The sequence below is a fragment of the Pseudomonas sp. MD195_PC81_125 genome, assembly GCF_014060985.1.
GTDB classification, from domain to species: Bacteria; Pseudomonadota; Gammaproteobacteria; order Pseudomonadales; family Pseudomonadaceae; genus Aquipseudomonas; species Aquipseudomonas parakoreensis.
In genome coordinates this window covers 1-4609 of record NZ_JABULD010000519.1, presented here as the reverse complement: position 1 = coordinate 4609, position 4609 = coordinate 1, and the positions used below count along the sequence as shown (strand labels likewise).

Here is a 4609-nt window from a genome sequence, read left to right as displayed (position 1 = left end):
AAACATGCACAAGAGTCTTCCAGCAAGAGGATCCGCTGCATAACAGGGCAAGTCATAACAACCAGGCCTAGTTGCGCACATCTTGAGTGCACTTATTTAGACACTCGGAACTTAGTATGCCTGCACACGGCATTGTGGCGCCTGTTTGCCGCACTTTCGAGTGCACTATGACCGCTGAACACCATTAACTCCGGCCATCTAATGGCTTGATAAAACACAGAGGTATTTGCGATGCGCATCAGCATATTTGGTTTGGGTTACGTTGGCGCAGTATGTGCCGGTTGCCTGTCTGCACGGGGCCATGACGTGGTTGGCGTCGATGTTGCCAAAGACAAGATCGACATGATCAACGCCGGCAAGTCGCCGATTGTTGAACCGGGTCTGGGCGAACTTCTGGCCCAGGGTATCGAGACCGGTCGTCTGCGCGGTACAACCAACTTCGCCGAAGCAATTCGTGACACCGACCTGTCGATGATCTGCGTCGGTACACCAAGCAAGAAGAACGGCGACCTGGAACTGAACTACATCGAGGCGGTGTGCCGCGAGATCGGTTTCGTGCTGCGTGAAAAATCCACCCGCCACACCATCGTGGTGCGCAGCACCGTGCTGCCGGGTACCGTCGCCAACGTGGTCATCCCGATCCTCGAAGACTGCTCGGGCAAGAAGGCCGGTGTCGATTTCGGCGTCGCGGTCAACCCGGAATTCCTGCGTGAATCCACCGCGATCAAGGACTACGACCTGCCACCGATGACCGTCATCGGCGAGTTCGACAAAGCCTCGGGCGACGTTCTGCAATCGCTGTACGAAGAACTCGACGCACCGATCATCCGCAAGGACATCGCTGTCGCCGAGATGATCAAGTACACCTGCAACGTCTGGCACGCGACCAAAGTGACCTTCGCCAACGAGATCGGCAACATCGCCAAAGCGGTCGGCGTCGATGGCCGTGAAGTGATGGACGTGGTCTGCCAGGACAAGACCCTCAACCTGTCCCAGTACTACATGCGCCCGGGCTTCGCCTTCGGCGGTTCGTGCCTGCCCAAAGACGTGCGCGCCCTGACCTACCGCGCCGGTTCGCTGGACGTCGAAGCACCGCTGCTCAACTCGCTGATGCGCAGCAACGAATCGCAAGTGCAGAACGCCTTCGACATCGTTGAAAGCCACGACAAACGCAAAGTCGCCCTGCTCGGCCTGAGCTTCAAGGCCGGCACCGACGACCTGCGCGAAAGCCCGCTGGTGGAACTGGCCGAAATGCTGATCGGCAAGGGCTATGACCTGAGCATCTACGACAGCAACGTCGAGTACGCCCGTGTTCACGGCGCGAACAAGGACTACATCGAGTCGAAGATCCCGCACGTGTCGTCCCTGCTCAACGCGGACTTCGATTCGGTGATCGACAACTCCGACGTGATCATCCTCGGCAACCGCGACGAGAAATTCCGCGCGCTGGCCCAGGAAGCTCCGCAAGGCAAACAGGTCATCGACCTGGTCGGCTTCATGGCCAAAGCCACCAACCCAGGTACTCGCACTGAAGGTATCTGCTGGTAACACAGACGTTGCGCGCCGCCGCGTAACCCATAGGCGGCGCGCAACCAATGTGTGATCCCGGAATGTAGGAGCTGCCGCAGGCTGCGATCTTTACCCGGCGCACTTGAGTCCTGAGTGAACCCGAAAAAGATCAAAAGATCGCAAGCCTTCGGCAGCTCCTACATGTCCTTGCAAGTTTTTGTATGCCTGCCTTAACCCCATCGGGCCACCCGACAGGCTCGCCCGAGATAGAGACGGATGCAGATTATGCACAGGCTAAAGCACGGCCTACTTCAGGCCGCCGGTTGGCTGTTTTACCTCAGTTTGTTGATGGGTCTGGCCTTGATGCTGCCCACGTCCACATTCGACTCCGAGTCGAAGGACTTCATTTTCCTGATTGGCGCCGTGGGTATCTGGCGCTACTCGATGGGTGCAACGCACTTTGTGCGCGGCATGATTTTTCTCTACATCGTTTACCCGCACCTGCGCCGCAAAGTGCGCAAGCTGGGTAAAGCGGCGGACCCGTCGCATGTGTTTCTGATGGTCACCAGTTTCCGTATCGACGCGCTGACCACCGCGCAGGTCTACAGCTCGGTGATCCGCGAAGCCATCGACTGCGAACTGCCGACCACCGTGGTCTGCTCGATCGTCGAAATGTCCGATGAGCTGTTGGTGAAAGCGCTGTGGGCGCGGATGAATCCGCCAGACCGGGTGAAGCTCGACTTCGTGCGCATTCCCGGCACCGGCAAGCGTGATGGCCTGGCCTACGGTTTCCGCGCGATCTCCCGTCACCTGCCGGACGACCGCGCCGTAGTGGCCGTGATCGACGGCGACACCGTGCTCGGCGAAGGCACCGTGCGCAAGACCGTGCCGTGGTTCCAGCTGTTCGGCAATGTCGGCGGCCTGACCACCAACGAATTCTGCGAAGTGCGCGGCGGCTACATCATGAGCGAATGGCACAAGCTGCGTTTCGCCCAGCGTCACATCAACATGTGCTCGATGGCCCTGTCCAAGCGCGTGCTGACCATGACCGGGCGTATGTCGGTGTTCCGCGCCACCGTGGTGACCGACCCGGAATTCATCGCCGACGTCGAAAGCGACTCGCTGCAACACTGGCGCCTGGGCCGTTTCAAGTTCCTCACCGGTGACGACAAATCGAGCTGGTTCAGCCTGATGCGTCTGGGTTACGACACCTTTTACGTGCCGGACGCCGCGATCAACACCGTTGAACATCCGCCGGAAAAGAGCTTCATCAAGGCCAGCCGCAAGCTGATGTTCCGCTGGTACGGCAACAACCTGCGCCAGAACTCGCGAGCGCTGGGCCTGGGTGTGAAACGCCTCGGCGCCTTCACCTCGGTGGTGCTGTTCGACCAGCGTGTGTCGATGTGGACCTCGCTGCTGGGCCTGACCGTGGCGATCATCGCCAGCTTCAAGTACGGCGGTGCGTTCATCCTCGCCTACCTGCTGTGGATCGGCATCACGCGCCTGATTCTGACCTTGCTGCTGTCGTGCTCCGGTCACCGGATCGGCCCGGCCTATCCCGTGATTCTGTATTACAACCAGATCGTCGGTGCGCTGGTGAAGATCTACGTGTTCTTCCGCCTCGACCAGCAATCCTGGACGCGCCAACCCACTTCCCTGACCCGTGATCTCGCCAGCTTTCAACGTTGGTTCAACACCTGGTCGTCTCGGACCATGACCTTCTCCGCCGGCAGCATTTTCGTCGCCGTGCTGCTGATGATGGTCTGACCTGCCCCTATTGAATTAACAAGGAAATCGCCCCCATGAATACCGCCGTCAACGCCAACGTAGTGCATGAATCCGAAGCCCAGCGTCAGCACGCCCGAGTGAAAATCCCGGCCAAACTGCGCTTCTTCGGCCCGGACCGGACGCCGGTCGAGGCGCGGGTCCTGGACCTGTCCGCCGGTGGTCTGGCGTTCAACGCCGGACAACTGCCGCTCAAGACCGGCGACGTGTACAAGGCACGCCTGCAATTCGTGATCGACAACCTCGGCCTGGCCATGGACGTCGAACTGCAAGTGCGCTCCTACGACCGCCAGAGCGGCCGCGTCGGTTGCCAGTTCCAGAACCTCGAACCGCAAGACATCTCGACCCTGCGTCACCTGATCACGTCGCACCTGGCCGGCGACATCGTCAGCATGGGTGAAGTGCTGGCGACGCTGCAGCGCGACAACTTCACCAAGGCGCGCAAGGTCAAGGACGGCGGCAGCGGCATGACCCCGTTCGGGCGTCTGAAAGCGGTGACCTTCAGGCGCCGGGGTATTCGCCATCGGCCTGGTGGCGTTCGGTTTCGTCTTCAAGTCGGTGTACGGCATGTACTTCGTCAGCCATGCGCAGGCCGGTCTGGTCAGCGTACCGGGAATGAACATCACCATGCCGCGTGACGGCACCGTGCAGAGCCTGGTCAAGTCCGACGGCGTCGCCGCCAAAGGCGCCCCGCTGGCGACCTTCAGCACCAGCATGCTCGACGTGCTCAAGGGCCATCTCGACGAAGACCAGTTGCAACCGGCCAAGGTGGAAGAACTGTTCGGCAAGCAGATGACCGGCACCCTGACCTCGCCGTGCGATTGCACCGTGGCCCAGCAACTGGTGGCTGACGGTCAGTACGCAAGCAAAGGCGACGTGATTTTCACCCTGGTGCCGCGCAACACCCAGGCCACCGTCGATGCGCGCTTCTCCTATCGCCAGTTCGGCGACGTGCGTCCGGGGACGCCAGTGAGCTTCCAGATCGCCGGCGAAGACCAGACCCGCACCGGCAAGATCGTCAGCAGCACCAGCCTGAAAAGCGCCGACCTGTCCTCCGACATCCGCGTGCAGATCCAGCCGGACGAACCGCTGGACAGCAGCTTCGCCGGCCGTCCGGTGGAAGTGAACAGCGACCGTGGTCCGAACCTGAACTGGCTGATCGACAAAGCCATGGCTGCCGGTCTTTAAGTCGAGGACATGCCTGTGACTATCATCCGTCTCCTGAGAACACCGCGATCCCTGTGGGAGCTGGCTTGCCAGCGATTGGATCAACGCGGTCTGTCTGACACACCGAGCCGCCTGAATCGCTGGCAAG

Annotated in this window: 2 protein-coding genes and 1 pseudogene; all 3 read left to right on the top strand. The window is 60.5% G+C overall.

Annotated features, from left to right (window positions below):
• Positions 1 to 231 precede the first annotated feature (231 nt).
• Entirely contained in the window at positions 232 to 1548 is a 1317-nt protein-coding gene (locus tag HT737_RS20665; RefSeq protein WP_041064820.1) for a nucleotide sugar dehydrogenase, read from the top strand.
• Between the two features lie 246 nt (positions 1549 to 1794).
• Positions 1795 to 3276 carry a glycosyltransferase family 2 protein gene (gene alg8 / locus HT737_RS20660; protein WP_217436834.1) on the top strand — a complete coding sequence of 494 codons (1482 nt, stop codon included), beginning with the start codon at positions 1795 to 1797 and terminating at the stop codon, positions 3274 to 3276.
• A gap of 35 nt (positions 3277 to 3311) precedes the next feature.
• Positions 3312 to 4482, top strand: a pseudogene (locus HT737_RS20655) (PilZ domain-containing protein).
• Positions 4483 to 4609: the final 127 nt, after the last annotated feature.